Origin of the sequence: Streptococcus symci, assembly GCF_006385165.1 — a bacterium.
GTDB classification, from domain to species: domain Bacteria; phylum Bacillota; class Bacilli; order Lactobacillales; family Streptococcaceae; genus Streptococcus; species Streptococcus symci.
Genome location: NZ_VFJA01000002.1, coordinates 237,500 through 258,495 on the forward strand (window position 1 = coordinate 237,500; position 20,996 = coordinate 258,495).

Sequence of the window (20,996 nt, forward strand, 5' to 3'; positions counted from 1 at the left end):
TTTCAATACTCTAGCATATAAAATAATATTTTTGATTGTTTTTTCTAAAATTTGTAGAAGAATTTTTAAAAAACTGAATGTAGTTTTAAAAGAAAAAATACTTATTAACCTTTAAATTAAAAGAAGTAAAAAAGTCCCTTTAAAAGGAACTTCTACTATTTATAATTAAAAGTTTCCCCTGCCAGCTTATCAGCTAGCTTTGGAAAAAGAGTATAAAACTTATGGGCTAGGTTCAACAACATCGGGAGATTGAGTTCTCGTTTGTTTTTTCCTATAATCTTGACAATCTTTTTAGCCACTGCATCTGGTTTCAACAGGAAGCGTTCAACCGACTTGAGATAGCTTCCATCTGGGTCGGCTTGGTCGAAAAATCCTGTGCGGATTGGTCCTGGATTGACAGTCGTTACGTAAATACCATAAGGCATCAGTTCGAGGCGTAAGGCATTTGAAAAACCAATGGCCGCAAACTTGGTAGCAGAGTAGAGACTAGACTTACCAGTAGCGATCAAACCTGCCATGCTAACAATATTGATGATATGGCCTTTTCGACTTTCCTTCATTCGAGCCGCAAGGCGACGAGACAGATTCATTAGGGCAAAGGTATTGACCTCGAACATCTGATGAATATCTTGGTCGGAAATCTGGTCAAATTCCTCAAAAATCCCGTAACCAGCGTTGTTTACCAAAACATCAATCTCGTCATAGCGGAGATGAAGGTCTGCTAGCAGAGTTTCTAAGGCTGAATCATCGGTAATATCGATTTCAATCAATTCTGCATAGGGATGGTTTCCGTAGAGTTGGACTAATTTTTCCTTATTTCGACCAAGTAAGATGAGTTGGTCATTTGGCAAGAGTTTGACTATTTCTTGAGCTAGGCCACCGCTAGCACCTGTAATGAGAATAGTAGGCATACTTATCCTTTCCCAAGCTTTTAGATTTCCACTTCTTCCAAGTCTTTGACCACATGGACATTTTCAAAAACACTAGCAGCGTCTTTTTTGAGCTTGCTGATATCTTTTGAGAGAAAACGGGCACTGATATGGTTGAGCAAGAGGCGTTTGGCTCCTGCTTCTACCGCTACTTGTGCCGCTTGCATATTAGTAGAGTGGCCATGGTTACGAGCAATTTTTTCATCACCCTTGCCATAAGTCGATTCATGGATAAGGACATCGGCATTGACAGCCAGACGCACACTGGCATCCGTTTTTCGAGTGTCTCCTAAAATAGTGATAATTTTACCTGGACGTGGAGCTGAGATATAGTCTGCTGCCTTGATTTCAGTACCGTCTTCCAAAACAACATCCTGGCCGTTTTTGATTTTCCCAAAAAGTGGGCCAAATGGGACACCAGCAGCCTTGAGCTTTTCAGCATCTAAGGTACCTTCTAGGTCCTTTTGCATGACACGATAGCCAACGCAGAAAATAGTGTGGTCCAACTCCTCTGCATACACTGTGAATTTATCGGTCTCAAGGATTTTTCCTAAAGAATCTTGGTCAAACTCATGAAAATGAATACGGTAAGGCAGGCGCGAACCTGACACACGAAGGCTGGTTAAGACAAAGGACTTGATCCCTTGAGGTCCATAGATTTCCAAATCCGTCTGCTCTTCATTAGCCTGAAAGGCTCGACTAGAAAGGAAACCTGGTAAGCCAAAAATGTGGTCTCCATGCAGGTGGGTGATAAAAATTTTGCTGACCTTACGTGGTCGAATTGTGGTTTCCAGAATGCGATTTTGCGTTCCTTCTCCACAGTCAAATAGCCAGACTTCGTTAATCTCATCCAATAATTTCAGAGCGAGACTTGAAACGTTGCGGGCTTTAGAGGGCTGACCAGCCCCCGTTCCTAAAAATTGAATATCCATTCGATACTTTCTAATTAATCAATATATAACATGGCTGTGCGGTTTTCCGATCGGAAATAGCGCTTGCCAGAAAAAGCTGTGGCTTCTTGTAATAACTCCTCTTGGCTGTAGCCTTTGAGACGCTTACGACCGTCAGCCAAGCTTTCCAAATCTGTCAAAGCTGTAAGATTTTCCACGCTAACAACTTCCTCGTCCTCGACAGCCTTCATGTAAATCTTGCCAGACTCCTCAAAGACTAGCTGATGGGGGAAAATTTGTGCAATTTCAAAAAGTAAGTCATCCGAAATCTTCTCTTCATTCTCAGAGAAAATTCGACCAAGACCCTCACTCTCATAGCAAAAACCAAAGGATTTACCAGACAGATTAAGACGAATAAAAGGCTTGTTTTCGAGTGTGAAACTCGGCTCAGTATTGTAAAGATTCAGTTCCTGACTGAGTTCCGCAAAATAATCCGTCGCTGCCTCAGGACTCTTTTTTTGGTAAAGTTCTGCAAAGTAAGCATTGACCACGCTGGGCGGAGGTGTGATAAGTGCCAACTGCTCCTGCTCTGTCTTGCCAGCTAGAAGCTGATCCAGATAGACCTTGTCCAGACTTGTATAGCCTCCATATTTTAGAGCCAAGGTTTTGATATCAGTCATAAAATTCTTCTAACCTCCATTTGTTTTTCTCAGAAATGTAGCCTGTAATGACTTCGCCATCCTCTTGATAGTCACGTTCTTCCAGAATCGCAACACTTTCCAAATCATGAATCTTATAGGACTTAGAAAAAGGCACGCGCAGAGTAAAGGATTCAAAAATATTCTTGATTTTCTCTAAAAATAGTGCCTGCAAGTTCTCGCGACTATCCTCAGACTTGGCAGAAATGAGGGCATAAGGAGTTTGGGTCGGCGTAAAATCTTCGACCAAATCCGCTTTATTATAAAGGGTCAGGCGAGGAATATCCTCCATTTCCAAGTCTTTCATGATGGAAAGAACCGTTTTTTCATGCTCCTCGTGGTAAGGATTGCTGGCATCAATGACATGAACCAGAAGATCCACATGCTTGCTTTCTTCCAAGGTTGACTTAAAACTGGACACCAACTCTGTCGGCAAATCTTGGATAAAACCAACCGTATCAGTTAAAGTCACCTGTAGATTGCCCCCAAGATGGATACTCTTAGTCGTCGCATCTAGAGTTGCAAAAAGCTCGTCTGCTTCATACTGTGTCTTACTGGTCAAAGTGTTCATGATAGTTGACTTCCCAGCATTGGTATAACCAATCAAACCAATCTTAAAGGTGCTAGACTCCAGACGTTTTTCTCTGACAGTCGCCCGATTTTTCTCAACCACCTTGAGCTGGCGTTCGATATCTGTGATTTGATTGCGAACGCTACGACGGTTCAGCTCCAGCTGGCTTTCACCAGGTCCACGGGAACCAATTCCCCCTGCCTGACGACTGAGCATAATCCCCTGACCAACCAAACGAGGCAAGAGGTATTTGAGCTGGGCTAGGTGAACTTGGAGCTTCCCTTCATGGCTTCGAGCCCGCATGGCAAAGATATCCAAAATCAACTGCATACGGTCAATAACCTTGACACCCAGAACTTCCTCTAGATTGACATTCTGCCGTGGAGTCAAGCGGTTATTGACGATGACAGTGGTAATTTCTTCTGCATCTACCATAAGCGCAATCTCTTCTAACTTACCAGAGCCGACGAAGGTCTTGGAATCATATTTTTCACGTTTTTGTCTGTAGCTATCTACAACGACTGCCCCAGCTGTCTTGGCTAGACTGGCCAATTCTTCCATAGAGAGGTCAAAATTGTCCATGCCCTGCAATTCCACACCAATCAGCAGGACTCGCTCCTCTTTTTTTTCCGTATCAATCATCTAAAAACTCCTCTATCTGGCTTAAAATGCGGTCTTTTACACCAGCTTCTCCAATCTGATAAAAAGTGACCTTCATGCGATTACGGAACCAGGTCAACTGACGCTTGGCAAAACGACGAGTCGCCTGTTTGAGACTCTCACTAGCTTCCTCCAAGGTCTGCTCTCCACGGAAGTAAGGAAAGAGTTCCTTGTAACCAATCCCTTTAGCAGCCTGCACATCTGGATAATGGTCAAACAACCACTTGGCTTCGTCTAGAAGTCCAGCTTCAAACATCAGGTCCACTCGGTGATTGATACGTTCATATAATTGACTGCGTTCATCATCCAAGCAGATAATCAATGGCTCATACAAGGTCTCTTGATTTTCCAAGTCCTGACCAAAATGGGCAATTTCCAAGGCACGCATAGCACGACGACGATTAAACTGGGGAATTTCAAGACCTGCTTGCTCTACCAGATGGGCTAACTCCTCATCTGTATAGGGCTCCAAGCTAGCTCGATAGGTCAAAATCTCTTCATGGGGAGTCTCTCCACCAAGATGATATCCTTCTAGTAGACTCTGTATGTAAAGTCCTGTTCCACCAGCGATAATGGCAAGCTTGCCACGATTGTCAATATCCTCAATAGCCATCTTAGCCTCTGAAACAAAATCAAAAGCCGAGTAAGACTCGGTTACCTCTCTAACATCGATTAAATGATGGGGAACAGTTGCCTGCTCTTCTGGACTAGCCTTAGCCGTCCCAATATCAAGTCCTCGATAGACTTGTTGGCTATCTCCACTAACCACTTCGCCATTAAAACGCTTGGCCACTTCAATGGCTAGAGCCGTCTTTCCAACAGCAGTCGGTCCAACAATCACAATTATTTTTGTTTTCATCTTTTTTCCTTGAAAAATTCCCATTTTTTCGTTACTATTATTATAACACAAAAAGGTCAGTCAGAAAAATGTGACCTCTTAAGGGGGCTGGCTGATTGAGAATATAAAGGAGGAAGACTCATGGCTAAAGGATTTGCTAAAGGTCTTGTAACAGGTGTCGCAGGAACTGTCGCTGCCGTCGCAGGTGCAGTATACGCATTTAAAAAGAAAGTGATCGAACCAGAAGAGCAAAAAGCAGCTTTCATCGAAGAAAACCGTAAAAAAGCAGCTCGTCGCCGCGTATCACGTTAAGAAACAAAAGAAGTTGGGATTTATTGTCTCAACTTCTTTTTTCTATTCTTTTAAATAGCTAGGTCAAACTTCAACTGTGGCTTGACAGGGTCATAATCCACCAACTCAAAATCTTCTGCTTTGATATCAAAGAAACTAGTCCCATCAGGAACATTTAAAACCAAGCGTGGTTGGCAGTTTGACGGTTCACGACGGAGCAATTCCTGAGCTTGTTCAAATTGATTATCATAGATATGGAGGTTGTTGATGAAGTAGAAGAACTTCCCAACCTTCCAGCCAAAATGCTTGGCAATCATCATTTGAAGAGCCACGTACTGCATAGCGTTGATATGGTGAGCCACTAGCATGTCGTTAGAACGCTGGGTCAAGGTCGCATCCAGATAGATTTCTCCATCTACACGGCGGACATCAAACATAGTCTGAAAGGCACATGGGAGCAGCCCATCTGTTTCTTCGAAAGCTTGGTAATCCCAGAGCGAAATGATATTGCGACGGTTCCAAGGATTGGCTTCCAACTGCTTGAGAAGCTTATTGATGATATCGTGTTTCTTAACGACCGCCCCGTAACGCTCACCAATAGTTCCCGTATTTCCCACTTCCCAGTCATTCCAGTAGTGAACATTGTACTTGTCATTAAGCACGTCTAGGCTATTTGACTGGTCTTGGTAAATCCAGAGCACTTCCTTGATTGCGGATTTAATGGCGATTGGCCGCAAAGTTGTAATGGGAAACTCCCCTTTTGCCAAGTCATACTCTGCAAAGGCACCCGTTACATACTTGGAGTTGGCAACAGTTCCATCCTTGTACTTGGGACGGGCCTGCTCAGAAAAGACGCCATCTTTGAGGATTCGTTCAATATTTTCTTTAAAAATTGTATCTGCTTTTGTCATTTTCTCACCTCATTTATTGTCCTAACTAGTATAGCATAAAAAAAGAAAGGAGGAAAATCACTCGCTTCTGGAAAGCAATTTTCTCCTTTTTTATTTTATTGCAATACAAGTGATGCTGCTCCGATAACTCCAGCGTCATTTCCTAGAGTTGCAAGAGCCAATTTAGTTGAAGTGCGTACTTGTGGGAAGGTATTTTCGTCATAGACTTTTTGAACACCTTGTAGAAGGAATTCTCCTGCAGCTGACACACCACCACCGATGACGATTGTTGATGGGTTTAGGATTGAGCCGATGTTGGCACAAGCGATTCCCAAGTAACGTGAGAAGTTACGGTAAACAATCAAAGCAAGGTCGTCTCCTTCTTTTGCCAAATCAAAGACAGTCTTAGCAGTTACTTCTTCTCCATTATCAATCAAGCGTTTCAAGGTTGCATCGCCTTCGTACTCATCGGCATAGCGACGAGTCAAGTTGACAATCCCTGTTGCAGAAGCGACTGTCTCAAGACAGCCTTTCTTACCACAGGTACATGCGATTGGTTGGTCAAAGTCAACAGTGATGTGGCCAAGCTCACCTGCTGCACCAGCAACACCGTGAAGCAATTTGCCTTCTGCAACGATACCGCCACCAACACCAGTACCGAGTGTCATAAAGACAACGTCTGGTTGGTTATCTCCAGCACCCATCCAGCGCTCACCAAGAGCAGCTACGTTGGCATCATTATCGATGAAGAAAGGAATGCCCAAGGCTTTTTCAATCTTTTCTTTGATTGGTTGAAGGGTTTTCCAGTTGAGGTTGTAGGCACCAATAACAGTTCCTTTTTCACGGTCAACCACACCAGGTGATCCCATTCCAATACCTTGGAAGTCTGCTGCTGCCAATCCAAGCAAGTCCAAACGATGTTGAATAGACTCAATCATATCATCTACGATATGACTTCCCTCATCCAAAATGTTGGTCTTGATAGACCATTTTTCTTGGATCTCTCCTGCTGTTGTCAAGATTGCAAATTTGATAGAAGTTCCACCAAGGTCAATCCCAATAATCTTTTGACTCATCGTCTTCTCCTTTTTCATTATGAATTAATTGAAAATGCTTACAGATATAGTATAACAAAATTTAGTTAATCATGCAAAGGTTTGCATGAAAAAGTTACATCTAATAATTAATAACTATTTATCTCCTAGTTTTTGAATTGCATAGTTTGCTTCTTCTTTTGTAAATTGTCCACTCCAAGGAGAAGTTAGCCTCTCATAAATTTTTGTCTTTGATAAATTGGTATTCTTTCGGTATTCTCTTGCTCGAATTAAGGCATTTGCCTTATAATCTGCATTCAAGTGATCGATGGCATACTGCACTGCTGAACTTGAAAAACCATGCCACGTTAATTGGTCATAGAGAGCTTTTTTTGACATATGTGAAAACGAATTATAGCTTCTCGCTTTAATTAAAGCAGCATTGTACGGGTTCCCATCTGCCGGTTTTGGTTGTCGCACACCATCGTATCCTACATAGTAACGGCCACCATCTACCCATTTGCCCCTAGCCATTTCACCATCTGATCCCACATAGTAACGGCCACCATCTACCCATTCATTCTTGGCCATCTTTCCATCTGATTTATAATAATAGTATCCTACCCATTTATTGCGAGGATAGCTGCCTTCTGATGGTAGATTAAGTTTTTGAATTGCATAATTAGCTTCTTCTTTTGTAAATTGTCCACTCCAAGGAGAAGTTAGCCTCTCATAAATTTTTGTCTTTGATAAATTGGTATTCTTTCGGTATTCTCTTGCTTTAATTAAGGCATTTGCTTTGTAATCTGCATTCAAGTGATCGATGGCATACTGCGCTGCTGAACTTGAAAAACCATACCACGTTAATTGGTCATAGAGAGCTTTTTTTGACAGACGTAAAGACGAATTATAGCTTTTCGCTTTACTTAAAGCAGCATTGTACGGGTTCCCATCTGCCTGTTTTGGTTGCCGCACACCATCGTATCCTACATAGTAACGGCCACCATCTACCCATCTATTCCTTAGCATTTTGCCTTTAGAATCAACATAGTAACGCCCACCATCTACCCATTCATTCTTGGCCATCTTTCCATCTGATTTGAGATAAGAATTTCCTACCCATTTATTGCGAGCAGAGCTTCCTTCTGCTGTTAGATAATAATATGAACCATGGTTTTTATCATAAATCCAGTCACTTTTAACCTTTTTTCCATCAGAATCAACATAATAACGACCACCATCTACCCATTGATTTTTAGCTCTCTTTCCATCTGATTTGAGGTAGTAATTTCCTACCCAGCCAGACTGAACTTTAGATTGTGATTTATCCTGTTTAGGAGTTGTTTCTTTAGGTTTCGGTGCCGGCTTCAGCGCAGGTTTTGGTGCTGGCTTCGGCGAGGGTTTTGGTGCCGGCTTCGGCGAGGGTTTTGGTGCCGGCTTCGGCGCGGGTTTTGGTGCCGGCTTCGGCGCGGGTTTTGGTGCTGGCTTCGGCGCAGGTTTTGATGCTGGCTTCGGCGCAGGTTTTGATGCTGGCTTCGGCAAGGGTTTCTGTACTGGCTTAGGCGCAGGTTTTGGTGCTGGCTTCGGCGCAGGTTTTGATGCTGGCTTCGGCGAGGGTTTTGGTACCGGCTTAGGCGCGGGTTTTGGTGCCGGCTTAGGCGCGGGTTTTGGTGCTGGCTTCGGAGCGGGTTTTGGTGCCGGCTTAGGCGCAGATTTTGGTGCCGGCTTAGGCGCGGGTTTTGGTGCCGGCTTAGGCGCAGGTTTTGGTGCGGGTTTTGTATTCTCTTTTACAATCTTACCATTTTTAGACGCATCCTTTTCTTGAGCAGATACTTTCTGAGATGAGAAAGGCAACATCCCCATTGTATCTGAAAGAGAAACAAGTGCAAAAGTAGTTGCTGCTAAACTTGTAACCAAAATTTTTTTTGATTTTCTCATAAAAATCTCCTTTTCTTATGATTTACACTTATAGTATATCATATCCTTAATCTTTTTTACATTAAAATAATAACTATACAAGCACTAATCTGAAGCTGAGCGAGTAGAAATTGAAACTTATTTAAACGTAGGACTCAAACCGGCTGAGATTTTTGGGGAAACCAACGGGACACAGCATAGATGCCTTTGTTCACACCTATAAACTCCAACCCCTTTTTGAAATTGGAAAATCCATTCTGTTCTGGGTGGAAAGACAATCGGAGAACCTTCTATTTTGAACTTGGCTATAGTCCGCAAAAAAGCTGTTTGAGTTCACTCAAACAGCTTGAAAAATACTCTCTTAATCAGAGGAACAACTTTGTTGTACTTGACTTGTCAATTGGTGTTAAAATAGTTATTCTAAATAATTAGTCACCTAGATGTTGAATTGCATAGTTTGCTTCTTCTTTGGTAAATTTTTTAAAAGTTAGCCTCTCATAAATTTCTGTCTTTGATAAATGGGCATTCTTTCGGTATTCTCTTGCTGTAGCTAAGGCATTCGCCTTATAGTCTGCTTGCAAATGATTGATAGCATATTGTGCAGCGTCACTATTAAAACCTTCAAAAATTAACATCTCATAAATTCTTTTTTTTGACAAATAAATCCTATTATAACCTTGTGCTTGCCTTAAAGCCGCGTTATATTGATTTCCATCTGCTGGTTTTGGTTGCCACACACCGTCGTATCCTACATAATAACGACCACCATCTACCCATTTATTCTTCAACATATAACCATCAGAATCGACATAGTAACGACCACCATCTACCCATTCATTCTTGGCCATCTTTCCATCTGATTTGAGATAATAATTTCCTACCCATTTGTTGCGAGCGTAGCTTCCTTCTGATGTTAGATAATAATATGAACCATAGTTTTTATCATAAATCCAGTCACTTTTAACTATTTTTCCGTCAGAATCAACATAATAATTACCACCATCTACCCACTCATTTTTGGCCATCTTACCGTTTTAGTTTAGATAGTAATTACCTACCCATTTGTTACGTGCGTAGCTTCCTTCTCCTGTTAGATAATAATATGAACCGTAGTTTTTGTCATAAATCCATTCATTCTTGGCCATCTTGCCATCAGATTTGAGGTAGTAATTTCCTACCCAAGTGTTACGAGCAGAACTTCCTTCTGATGTTAGATAAAAATATGAATTCGATTTCGTATCATAAATCCATTCATTTTTAGCTCTCTTACCGTCTGATTTGAGATAATAATTCCCTACCCAAGTATTACGAGCGTAGCTACCTTCTGCTGTTAAATAATAATGTGCAGAGTATTTCTTATCATAAATCCATTCTTTCTTAGCCATCTTTCCATCTGATTTGAGGTAGTAATTTCCTACCCAAGTGTTACGAGCTGAACTTCCTTCTGATGTTAGATAAAAATATGAACTCGATTTCTTATCATAAATCCATTCGTTCTTAGCTCTCTTACCATCAGATTTGAGGTAGTAATTTCCTATCCATTTGTTGCGAGCATAGGTGCCTTCTGATGTTAGATAAAAATATGAATTCGATTTCTTATCATAAATCCATTCATTCTTAGCTCTCTTACCATCAGATTTGAGATAGTAATTACCGACCCAGGCATTTTGGACATAATTTCCCGATGCATTTAAATAGAAGTAGGAGTTAACCTTTTTATCAAAAATCCACTTATTAGTAACTTTAGCACCATTTTCATAGTACGAAGACCCTACCCAGCCAGACTGAGCTTTAGATTTTGATTTATCCTGTTTAGGAGTTGTTTCTTTATGTTTTTCAGTCGGTTTTGGTGCCGGCTTCGGCGTAGGTTTTGGTGCGGGTTTCTGTGCTGGCTTCGGCGAGGGTTTTGATGCTGGCTTTGGCGAGGGTTTTGGTGCCGGCTTTGGCGCGGGTTTTGGTGCCGGCTTAGGCACGGGTTTTGATGCCGGCTTCGGCGCGGGTTTCTGTACTGGCTTCGGCGAGGGTTTTGGTGCTGGCTTCGGCGAGGGTTTCTGTACTGGCTTCGGCGCGGGTTTTGGTGCTGGCTTCGGCGCAGGTTTTGGTGCGGGTTTTGGTGCCGGCTTCGGCGCAGGTTTTGGTGCGGGTTTTGTATTCTCTTTTACAATTTTACCATTTTTAGACGCATCTTTTTCTTGAGCAGATACTTTCTGAGATGAGAAAGGCAACATCCCCATTGTATCTGAAAGAGAAACAAGTGCAAGTGTAGTTGCTGCTAAACTTGTAACCAAAATTTTTTTTGATCTTCTCATAAAAATCTCCTTTTCTTATGATTTACACTTATAGTATACCATATCCTTAATCTTTTTTATATTAAAATAACAACTATTTATGAAAGCCCTATTTTAAAATGAAGTGCAACACAAAAGACATGTTCATCTGATATTACCTATTATCCTATTTTTTAATTTCTTATTTAACCCATTTACCTGAACCATCTACACGATAACCATCCGGTGTACGTTCATTCACAGCCATTTTACCGTTTGATTTAAGATAGTAATTGCCTACCCAAGTGTTACGAGCGTAACTGCCTTCTGATGTCAAGTAGTAATATGATTTGTAGTTACTATCATATATCCACTCACCTTTAGCCATCTTACCATCTGATTTGAGATAATAATTACCTGACCAAGTATTACGAGCGTAACTGCCTTCTGATGTCAAGTAGTAGTATGATTTGTAGCTACTATCGTAGACCCACTCACCTTTAGCCATCTTACCATTTGATTTAAGGTAGTAAGCTCCTTGCCATGCATTTTTTGCATAAGAACCATCTGATTTCAAATAATACCAAGCTTGATAAGAAGAGTCATAAATCCATTCGCTCTGTGCCATTTTACCATCCGCTTTCAGATAATAGCTTCCCTGCCAAGCATTTTTCACTGGATTTCCATTTCCATCAAAGTAATACCATGCACCATCCTGCTTAACCCAGCCACTTGTTGTTGCTGAACTTGTATTGTTTTGAGCCGAAGTTGATTGCTTTGCTTTGAAAGCACCTTTTGGGGCATTTTTCAATTCACACGCCACACCATCATGATCACGGTCTAACTTGGCAGAATAACCAGGTTCTCCCTCATGAATATCCGCATATCCATTCGCCCAAGCTTCCTTACAGCTAGAAAAATGAATGTTTTCTTCCGCTAACACAGGCTGTGAAAACAAGGCTAAAACTGGCAAGGTAGCCAGACTCATTTTAAAAAATAGACGTTTGTTCATTTCTTTCTCCCATAATTATAATATCGTTTTTAATGTTGTTTTATCAAACTTATTTCAGCAATTCAAGAAAACTTCTAGTTATTGCTGCAAACTCTTTTGGTTTGGCTCTATTCAAGACATGAGGACCGTCAGGGATAATCTGGAACTGGGAATTTGGCATCAGTTCTTGAATAGCTTTCATTGAACTGAGATTAGGCTTATCTTGACTACCACAAATTAACAAAGTTGGATAGGGACAATTCTTTGCAATCTCTCTTAAATCAAGTGTTTTTAATTCCTCAGAAACTCCAACCAAAAGCGATTTATCTGCTCCCTGTTTCTCAAATGTCCTTTTGGGGAGTAGTTTAAATATCAGCAACTGAATGTAAAAAGGGATATTGCCAGCTAGTTTCAATGGACAGCCTGACAAAACCAAGGCCTGAAGATTTGGCAAATCGTAACTTGACAGCTCTAATGCAAGTGCAGCTCCTAAGGACAAACCGATTAGGACAAAAGGTTCTGTCTCCTCTGACAAGTGCTGATAAATGCGCTCCTTAGCTTCTTGATAGGTAGCAACTCCGGAAGGAAATAACTCTAGGGCTTCAGAAGGATAATCTACAAGCAACTCTTGCACTTCTTTCCAACTATCTGCTGACTGACCTAGGCCATGTAAAAATATTAATTTCATTTAGTTCTCCCTTACTGACAGCTCATACAAGCCCCTGACTGCATTACAGCCATAGATAGCTTCTGCTTGGGCAAAATCTGCCAAGGTCAAGACTTTCTCTTCTATCTGTCCTGTTTCCAGCAAATGCTGACGGTAAATGCCTGGTAAGATTCCAAGTCGGACTGGCGGTGTATAGAGTTTCCCATCGATTTTCAGAACCAAATTTCCGATAGAGGTTTCAAGAAGTTCTCCAGACTTATTGTGGTAAATGATCTCTTGCTCCCCTAGGTTCAAATGCGGTCGGTGAGTCGTTTTGAAGTAGGTAAAAGCTTGTTGCAAATTGGCTTCCTGAGGGCAGAGTTGGGCCTGACAAAAGCTTGTACTAAGGGGTGTTAATACTTGGCGATCGACTTCTATCTCTCCAGACTTGCTGAGAGAAATACGCAAGCGGTAATCTTGATTAGCATCACAAGCCTGACACTCTGCTTCAATCTTTTGTCTCAAAATTTCTGGGTCAAAAGGAAAAGCAAAATATCGACTTGCCTTTCTCAGTCTTTCTATATGTTGCTCTTCAAACAGCAGTTGTTTTTGGCTGATTTTCCCTGTAGTAATCAGTTGGAAACGAGCTTCTTTACGATAGAGAACAGCTGCCTTTTGATGAACTTCACGGTATTCAGACTCCCAGGTGCTATCCCATGTAATTCCTCCGCCAACTCCATAGATGGCTTTCCCTTGATACAGTTGAATAGTTCGGATAGCAACATTAAAAATCCGGCGCCCACTTGGAAGCAGGAGACCAACGGTTCCACAGTAGACTCCACGCGGTTGTGGCTCCAAGTCCTTAATGATTTCCATAGTTGCAATTTTGGGTGCACCCGTTATGGATCCGCAAGGAAAGAGAGAACGGAAGATTTCAACAAGGTCAACATCCTCTCGCAACTGACTCTTGATGGTTGAAGTCATCTGCCAAACAGTTGAATACTGTTCCACTTGGCAGAGACGCTCCACATGCTCACTCCCCACCTCAGAAATACGGTTCATATCATTGCGTAAGAGGTCCACAATCATAATATTTTCAGAGCGATTTTTAGGATCCTGCTCCAACCAACTAGCCTGTTCAAGATCTTCTTGGTCAGTCACTCCACGCTGAGTCGTTCCCTTCATTGGTCGTGTAGTCAATTCACGGCCATTTTGCTCAAAAAAGAGTTCTGGACTCATGGAAATCACTGCCATCTCATCGTGTTCCACATAGGCATTGTAGCCTGCCTCCTGCTCTACCACCATACGATTGTAGATGGCAAAAGGATTGGCACTTAAATCCTGCTTGAGTTGGACGGTGTAGTTGACCTGATAGGTGTCCCCCTGCCGCAAATGATGGTGAATCTGGGCAATAGCCTTTTCATAATCCTCTGCAGACGTTACTTCCTGCCAATTTGAAGGCAAATCAACCTCATCATAAGTCAGAGGAATAGGGGATGTTTCTACGCTGTCATGAACTGTAAAATATAGCAGGTACTCTCCCAGTAAAGGAGCTTTATGAACTGCTAATTTCTCCTCAAAAGCAGGTGCAGCCTCGTAGCTGACATAGCCCACCACATAATAACCTTGCTCTTGGTAGCTTTCCACTTGTGCCAGCAAGTCTGCCACTTCTGCTACATTTCTCGTTTTTAACTCTTTAATCGGCTGGGTAAAGGTGCATCTCTCCCCCAAAGCCCTAAAATCAATCACTGTTTTTCTATGCATACCTTAAGTATAGCACAAAAAGGCAGATCCAGACAAAGCTGATCTACCTTTTTATTATTTTCTTACTATTGATTATGCTTTAGTGAATAAATCACCAGCAAATCCATCTGATTTCTGCAAGAGTTGTTTGTAAACCTTCCATTTAAGATCTACAGTATTCTTGAAATCATTACCTTGAAGGTCTTTTTCGACCGCTGCATCAAATAAAGTCTGAAGTTGTGCGTAAGTTGAAATCTTTTGACCATCGATTTCAATTTCAACAAAACCTCTTTGGGCTTTTTCGTGTACTTCATGATACCATGCTTTCTTCCATGCTTCTAAGCTTTGGAATTTGCCGTTAGAAACTTTATTAATAATAAAGTCATCACCAAGACCTACATTACCTGCTGCTTTAGATTCTTGTTTGTATTTGTTTGATGCATAACCTAAGAATCCATCTAGATAACCGAAGTACCCCCACATACGGAAGGTATTATGTTTGAATGAGATTGAACCAACCGCACTCTTACTTGTATTACCACCATAAATACCTGTCATCATATTTACTACAGTATAAGCAGAATCAAATCCTTCAGTACGGTAATGACCATTTCCTGGTAATCCATGTTTCGTTGCAAAGTTTCCATCAACCAGTTGATCAATACTTGTCAGCTTCGTATTCTTTTCGTCATCATTCAAATCACGAACTAAATCCCATTGGTGTGGTTCACCAACTAAGCCATTGCGATCCGCTTTTTCGCGATATTTCTTATCGATCTTCTTGAACCACTTATCGTTTGTCCCAGTATTTTTCTTGATGACAGACTCAGCTTCTAAGTAATCAAGCATCATCATGGATTCATTGTAATTCTTCATGTAGTGATCGATTTTCTCACGACTATTTAACACATTTGGATTATAGTTGTAAATTTGATTTCCATCATTTTGACGTTCGTAAGCCATGTTTAATCCTAAGGCACCATATTCACCATTTGGATTTGAAACTGATGGTGATTGCAACATACCTTGAGCAAAGGCTTCAACGTCTGTTCCTTCACGGTGACGCCATGTTCCTAAGTAGGCCATACGGTCATTGATGTGAGTTGTTTCGTGAGTGAATGCAGATGTACCAAAATCACTAATCATGCTAGAGATGATGTAATATACGGCCTCTTGTGGTTGTGGATTTTGGAAGATATAAGCGTATGCACCCATTCCATTGTATCCGTGCCACTTATCAGTCGGACCATAGAATTCACGAATTGGAGCAAAATCGCCTTTCTTCGTATGTCCCATACGGTCAACCCATCCCAAACCTGGTACATCATGGTTATCCCAAATTGCAGATGGTACCATATTTTCACTCTTAAGAAGATTATTTCGTACATTATCAGCAGCAAGTCTTGACCAGAAGTCTAAATAATTGATTTGTTCTTGCGCACGTAAATCAACCTGCTTCTTGAACGCTTCACGTTCTTCTGCTGTGTTCTTACCATATTTCTCAAATGAACTAAAGGCAATGGTATTATAGGTCGTAATTAAGATCATATGCGCTTTCTTCAAATTCAGAAGTGGTAAAATATAACGTCCGTGATGCCCATTATTAATTACTTCATATAATTTATGTTTCTTATTAGCGAAATCTGGATTTGATGATTGTTTCTCAACAACATAAGCGTTATCTGCAATGTTATTCTTGAACCAAGTATTCATATCTGTTTCACTAGTGAATAATTCCATGTTGTACTTCAGGAATTCGTGTAAGTTAGCTTTACCAGTAGCACTTGCAAGAGCTCTGTTAAATGCATCATGTGATTGATCACCTTTTAGGTTGTTACCATTTGAAGCGAAGCTGATTAATCTATCAAGTACGTTAACGTTCTTACCGTAGAAATCCGGTTTGAAGGTCATCATATTTTTGATATTTAATCCGTCAAATTTAATTCCATAGTATTGGTTTAAATAAGCCAGAGCTAACATGATTTTAGCTTTGTTATCTTCAACTTTTTTAATCAATGCACGTTTAGCTGCTTCGTCCGTATTTAATTGATGGTCTTCATTTTCAACTAAAGCTTTAACTAAAGCATCAAGATTATCTTTTACTTCTTTGAAGCTTTCTTCCATGTATAACATCTTAGGATTGTTATTAATCTTACGAACTTCATCTGAATCAAGTTCAACAGAAGCTAATTTAGCTTTGATATCGCTGATCAATTGTGTCCTATCTTTAACAACCATATTTGGTGTATAGACAATATCACCTAATCCTTCAATACTATATTCACGAACTTGTTGAACCTTAGATTCTTTTTGTGTAATAGCCTTAATTTCTTTCGTCTTATCAGCGTAATGAATCATAATGTGATCAGCATCTGATAAGTCGGTCACAAATTGTCCATCTTTCATACCTGTAACAGATAAAACTTCCGTATTTAGTAATTTAGAATCTGCAGGAATCTTATTACCTTGATTTACAATCCATTCTTTGTTGTAGAACGGTTGAAGCTTTTCAATATTACGGTAAGCAAGCTCACGAGATACATCATAATCTTGAGTATCTTTATAAGTATCTGTTTTTGGTTTTACGTTATTAAGTGCATCTTCAACAAGAGGTTTAATTTCAAACTTATCAGCTGTAATTCCGAATGATTCTATTTTTTTATTTGCATCTTCTAGGCTGATTTCTTGGATTCGATTACTACGAGAACCGTTAAATGAGTGAGAACCTTCACTCACATCTTTAACAACGTAGTTTCTTTCAATCCAGTTTTTTGTGTAATATCCACCTTCTGCTTCTAAATCTCTAGAACCGTAGAATTCTTCACCGTTTTTGACTTTCATCATTGAAACTGTGTCAGCAACACGCCCCCATGTCCAGTTTTTACTAATGAAACCACCTACCTCAACAGGGTTCTTCACATCAATAGTTCCTTTAGTAACAGCGTTACGAACAGAAGCGTATTTATCAATACCATTAGGATCAGAACCGTTATCGGTTCTAGCGACAAGTCCACCAACACGTGCTCTATCTGCAACAATATCAGCATCTACGTATGCATGTTTAATATTACCACGCCAAAGTTCTCCGGCGATACCACCAAGATCCCAACCTTTATTACCGACACCTGTTAGTTTACCGATGAAAGCAACATTTTTAAGAAGTCCACCAGTATCTCCTTTATTTACGATACCAGCAATACCATCTTTACCAAGGATACTACCAGTTACCTTAACATTTTCAACTGTGGCATTTTTAATTACTCTTGATAGTGCGGAAATATTTTCAATCCAAGGCATATTGATATTAACATTACCTAAGTTAATGTTTTTAACTGTACCGCCTTCAACGTTATCGAATAACTGACGAGCCATATTATGAATGGTATATTGTTTACCGTCAACACTTGTTAAAGTTCCGCTAAATTTACCAGGTACATATTGTTTATTCGGAGTTGGTACATTTGCTGCATTCAAATCTGCACCAAGTTTAAAGGTACCACTTGGATTAGCTTTCATAGCCGTTACTAGGTCGTTAAAGCTATAATATACATCACCATCGTGTGCTTTTTGTTTTTCAAAGTAATGGACATACTCTTCGCTAAGTGTGTTGTCAGAATTCCGTTGAATCAAATCAGGTGCTTTGGCAGTGACTTTGTATAAAGTTTTTCCGTCTTTTTCTACTTCTTCAATCTTGTCAACAGCTAGTCTTGTTATTTTATTGTCATGAGTGGTCACTCGTAAATAAAGCGGAGCAAGATCAGTTGGTTTTTCTGTCAGCAAACTAGTATCTGTTTCATTACCGTCAGCATCCACACTCATCAAGCTTGTTTCTTTGATGTTTTTAATTTCAACTTTTTTAAGGTCAATTCTTAGAGGTTCTTCTTTAAGAACTTCTTCTTGATCACCTTCACCTAAATTATAAACCATCTTCGTTTCAAGTTTATAATCCTTGTAGTACTGCAAATCTGTCAGGGTCGTTGTCAAGTCGTCTGGTGAAACATTCAAAGTTTTAACAATTTCATCACCCTTTTTCAGAGTTAAGGTAATAGATTTAATGGCTGTCTTACTTGGATTTTCCAAATTATAACGAATTTGAGATGATCGTTTCAAATCATTAACATCAACAAGTGACAAACTTAAGATTGGTTTTTCAAAGTTTTTAGTTCCTAATTTGACGATACGATCTTGGTCTAACTCCAGAACCTGTTCCACAATTTTAGGTGCTTCTTCAGTTTTTAAACCTTTGAGAGTTTTGTAAGTCTTGGTAACTTTTTTCTGCCCATCTTTTCCTTCTTGGACAGTAACTCTTTCACCCTTTTTCAGTTGGTCATCTTCTTTAAGAACTTCCTTAAATGGAATCTTTTCAAGACTTTCTTCCACCAGAGTTCCTTCAATTGGTTTTGTCCCACGACTTACCTGTTGATTTACAGGTTCCTTGGTAACTTCTGTGCTAGTTGAAAGAACTTGGTCCGTTTTAACACCTTCTACTGTTTTATAAGTTGTTTTAGTAACTTGGCTACCTTTTTCACCATTTCGTAGGACAGTTTCTTCGTCCGTATACTTGGTTGGGTCCTCTATCGTTTCAGTTTTGTAGTCTAGGTCTGTAGTCGATGTTTCAACAAGGGTTCCCTCAGTTACTTTGTACTCAGGTAACTGTTCTTGTACAAGGGCTTGGCCAGTTTTACCTTCCTCTTGTGTACCTTTTACTTCGATTGGAGCTTCTGGTAAGGTTGGTTGTGTTAAAGCTTGACCTTCCTTGCCTGCCTCTTGGGTTCCTTTTGCTTCAACTGGAGCCTCTGGTAGTTCTGGTTGTGTTAGAGCTTGACCTTCTTTGCCTGCCTCTTGGGTTCCTTTTGCTTCAACTGGAGCCTCTGGTAGTTCTGGTTGTGTTAGAGCTTGACCTTCTTTGCCTGCCTCTTGGGTTCCTTTTGCTTCAACTGGAGCCTCTGGTAAGGTTGGTTGCGTTAAGGCTTGACCTTCTTTGCCTGCCTCTTGCGTTCCTTTAGCTACCTGATGCGTTGGTTCAGCTTGTGGTACTGGAGTTGGGGCAGGTTGCTCTTCTTTCTTAGTTCCGACTGCAATGACTTGCGAAACAGGATTTTGAACCACTTGGTCTTCGATGACTTCTCTAACTTCTTGACCATTAACCATCGATACTTTGGTTACAATGCGACGCTGACCATTTACTCCAGCTGTGACGATACGAGTCTGTCCTTCTGCTAGATTGGTATCTGGGCTTGTGACTGTTTCAAAAGGAATATCTACCAAGCTCTCTTCCAGTCTTGACTGAGGTTTCTCAGAAACTGGTTTTTCTTGAACTACTTCTGTCTTATCAATTTCATTTGCACTTTGCTTTTCTACTGGCAACTGAGGCTTCTCAGCTGAAGCTGGCCTTGATGGATGGAGTTCTGCTTCCTTGAAGTATCCAATGTATTCATAGCCATCAATGTGGATAATCCCTTCAGCCAAACCTTCATGTGTAGAAGCCGAAATAGTTTGGTTATAAGAAAGCAATTCTTTATTTTCAAACGCAAATGTGGTGAAAGGAACAAAGTTGCTTGCACCAATCGAACTAATTAATAAGACACCAAGCACCTTACCACGATGTTTTTTAGAGATTAATAAAACAGCCAAAGAAGCCGTAGCCAACCCTATACCAGCCAAGGCTAATTCTTTACTCCCTGTATAAGGAAGTTCTTGGTAGGTACTAGCTTTCTTTCGATACACTGCATAGATAATATCATCCTCTTGAAACTCCGAAGGGACTTCATGGTGAATTAAGGCTTTTTCAGACTCGGTCAATTCCTGCTCCGCCAAATAACGGTAATGAACGCTATGAGCTCCACCAACTTCATTGGCTTGTACCTTATCTACTGAAAGGGCACTTGCACCAAAAAGGAAGGCCCCGATGACTACAGGACCAACCCCAACAGTTAACTTGCGAATGGAATATTTAGTAATTTTTTCAAGTTGTTGTTTTGTTTTTCTCATTCTTATGACTTTCTAATAGAATCTTGCGGATAGTGCGCACGCGCACCTCCAATTAATTTTGGACGACTAGCAAGAGCCGTTACATGGGCATGCCCAATTTCTCTCAAAAGAGGGCGAATCGGAACCTGAACATGCTTGACATGCATGCCAATTGCAGTGTCTCCGATATCCAATCCAGCATGAGCCTTGATAAATTCAACCTCAACTGGATCTTGCATAAACTTGAAGGCTGCCAACTGACCTGAACCTCCTGCATGAAGGGTAGGAAGGACACTAACTATTTCCAGAGCAAACTGCTCTGCAACCTGACGTTCAACAACGAGGGCCCGATTGACATGTTCACAACCTTGAACAGCTAGATGAATTCCTTTTTCCTCTAGGATATCTAGGATGGTCTTCACAATGATTTCCCCAATTTCTTGGCTGGATTCCTTACCAATCTGACCACCTATCACTTCACTAGAAGAAAGGCCTAAAACAAAGATAGATCCTTGCTTCAAATTGGCCTTTTCTAATACATCTTTTACAATCTGGCTTGTTTCTCTTTGAATGTCTTTTTCCTTCATACTTGATACCTCTTTTGTCATTATCTATCATATCGTTTTTTCTACTTTTTAGCAAGATAGACAACCTAGAAAGC

14 protein-coding genes and 1 pseudogene are annotated in these 20,996 nt (G+C 40.6%); 1 reads left to right on the top strand and 14 read right to left on the bottom strand.

Features of this window, described 5'->3' with window-relative positions; all coding sequences use genetic code 11:
* Positions 1–155: 155 nt before the first annotated feature.
* From FJN11_RS05810 to miaA, 5 genes are read right to left on the bottom strand one after another with little or no spacing between them, the layout of a single operon-like run.
* The gene (locus tag FJN11_RS05810; RefSeq protein WP_140224286.1) at positions 156–911 is read right to left on the bottom strand and encodes an SDR family NAD(P)-dependent oxidoreductase; all 756 of its coding nucleotides are present in this window, start codon (positions 909–911) and stop codon (positions 156–158) included.
* Between the two features lie 20 nt (positions 912–931).
* Positions 932–1,861, bottom strand: coding sequence for a ribonuclease Z (gene rnz, locus FJN11_RS05815; protein ID WP_125409442.1), 930 nt, complete (start codon positions 1,859–1,861; stop codon positions 932–934).
* Positions 1,862–1,875: 14 nt separating this feature from the next.
* On the bottom strand, positions 1,876–2,499 hold the full coding sequence (locus FJN11_RS05820; protein ID WP_049551824.1) for a cystathionine beta-lyase: 624 nt from the start codon (positions 2,497–2,499) through the stop codon (positions 1,876–1,878).
* Positions 2,492–3,730: a GTPase HflX gene (gene hflX, locus FJN11_RS05825; protein ID WP_140224287.1), complete on the bottom strand. Its 1,239-nt coding sequence runs from the start codon at positions 3,728–3,730 to the stop codon at positions 2,492–2,494. Before hflX ends, FJN11_RS05820 begins: the two co-directional genes overlap by 8 nt.
* Positions 3,723–4,607 carry a tRNA (adenosine(37)-N6)-dimethylallyltransferase MiaA gene (gene miaA / locus FJN11_RS05830; protein WP_140224288.1) on the bottom strand — a complete coding sequence of 295 codons (885 nt, stop codon included), beginning with the start codon at positions 4,605–4,607 and terminating at the stop codon, positions 3,723–3,725. The genes hflX and miaA overlap by 8 nt, the downstream gene beginning before the upstream one ends.
* A gap of 120 nt (positions 4,608–4,727) precedes the next feature.
* On the opposite strand from miaA, the gene FJN11_RS05835 reads away from it, so the two are divergent.
* Entirely contained in the window at positions 4,728–4,898 is a 171-nt protein-coding gene (locus FJN11_RS05835; protein ID WP_001051780.1) for a DUF3042 family protein, read from the top strand.
* A 50-nt stretch (positions 4,899–4,948) separates the two neighbouring features.
* Here FJN11_RS05835 and FJN11_RS05840 read toward each other — a convergent pair whose 3' ends face one another.
* The 9 genes and pseudogenes from FJN11_RS05840 to FJN11_RS05880 form a co-directional block, all read right to left on the bottom strand.
* Positions 4,949–5,788: a thymidylate synthase gene (locus FJN11_RS05840; RefSeq protein WP_140224289.1), complete on the bottom strand. Its 840-nt coding sequence runs from the start codon at positions 5,786–5,788 to the stop codon at positions 4,949–4,951.
* A 95-nt stretch (positions 5,789–5,883) separates the two neighbouring features.
* Positions 5,884–6,843, bottom strand: coding sequence for an ROK family glucokinase (locus FJN11_RS05845; RefSeq protein ID WP_140224290.1), 960 nt, complete (start codon positions 6,841–6,843; stop codon positions 5,884–5,886).
* A gap of 114 nt (positions 6,844–6,957) precedes the next feature.
* Positions 6,958–8,739 carry an Ltp family lipoprotein gene (locus FJN11_RS05850; RefSeq protein WP_140224291.1) on the bottom strand — a complete coding sequence of 594 codons (1,782 nt, stop codon included), beginning with the start codon at positions 8,737–8,739 and terminating at the stop codon, positions 6,958–6,960.
* 407 nt (positions 8,740–9,146) lie between these two features.
* Positions 9,147–11,027: pseudogene (locus tag FJN11_RS05855) on the bottom strand (Ltp family lipoprotein).
* Between the two features lie 160 nt (positions 11,028–11,187).
* Positions 11,188–11,997, bottom strand: a complete 810-nt coding sequence (locus FJN11_RS05860; protein WP_181146399.1) for an N-acetylmuramoyl-L-alanine amidase family protein — start codon at positions 11,995–11,997, stop codon at positions 11,188–11,190.
* Between the two features lie 49 nt (positions 11,998–12,046).
* Positions 12,047–12,664, bottom strand: coding sequence for an alpha/beta fold hydrolase (locus FJN11_RS05865; RefSeq protein ID WP_049552251.1), 618 nt, complete (start codon positions 12,662–12,664; stop codon positions 12,047–12,049).
* Positions 12,665–14,386 carry an aminodeoxychorismate synthase component I gene (gene pabB / locus FJN11_RS05870; RefSeq protein ID WP_140224292.1) on the bottom strand — a complete coding sequence of 574 codons (1,722 nt, stop codon included), beginning with the start codon at positions 14,384–14,386 and terminating at the stop codon, positions 12,665–12,667.
* 72 nt (positions 14,387–14,458) lie between these two features.
* The gene (locus tag FJN11_RS05875) at positions 14,459–20,356 is read right to left on the bottom strand and encodes a ZmpA/ZmpB/ZmpC family metallo-endopeptidase (protein WP_140224293.1); all 5,898 of its coding nucleotides are present in this window, start codon (positions 20,354–20,356) and stop codon (positions 14,459–14,461) included.
* A gap of 2 nt (positions 20,357–20,358) precedes the next feature.
* Positions 20,359–20,922 (bottom strand): TIGR01440 family protein, encoded by a 564-nt coding sequence (locus tag FJN11_RS05880; protein WP_181146400.1) that lies wholly within the window; start codon positions 20,920–20,922, stop codon positions 20,359–20,361.
* Positions 20,923–20,996: the final 74 nt, after the last annotated feature.